The sequence below is a fragment of the Tardiphaga robiniae genome, assembly GCF_013359755.1.
Taxonomy (GTDB): domain Bacteria; phylum Pseudomonadota; class Alphaproteobacteria; order Rhizobiales; family Xanthobacteraceae; genus Tardiphaga; species Tardiphaga robiniae.
Map to the genome: position 1 here is coordinate 1 of NZ_JABMCJ010000051.1, position 465 is coordinate 465.

A 465-nucleotide genomic window follows, 5' to 3' on the forward strand; every position below is an offset into this window, starting at 1 on the left:
GTACAAAGGAGGCACTCACCGCGCTCAGTTCGCTGCACTGCTCAATGCGCCAGCGGCTGATCACCTCCTGCTCCGGATCGGCGTAACTGTTTCCGTTGACGAAGTTCACCGCATCCAGAAAACGGGCGTAAACCTTACGCCGGACCACCGTTCCGCCGACCAGACTCTGCATATCTTCCGCCATCCCGGTGACCATACCGTACAGGTTAGAAACCGTCAGCGTGGGGCGCGTACTGGTGCCTTTGCCATTCAGTTCAAAACCGCTCCCCTGAATGGGATACGGCTGATACTGTCGCCCCTGCCAGGTGACCGGCTCACCTTTTTCGTTCTGCTCATTACAGAAAAAATAACGTTCTCCACCGACCTCTGTCAGGTCGATTTCCCAGAGCACCACGCTGGCCGACTGCTCCGCACGGGTGCATTCATTCAGTGTTTCCTGCCGGATATCCTGCATCAGTTCACCAC

The 465-nt window shown here is 56.8% G+C and carries 1 protein-coding gene; it reads right to left on the bottom strand.

The genetic code is table 11. The features are described 5' to 3' along the window. Positions 1-465 (bottom strand): phage minor tail protein L (locus tag HP556_RS00310; protein ID WP_478134435.1); only part of this gene is annotated, 465 nt, incomplete at both ends.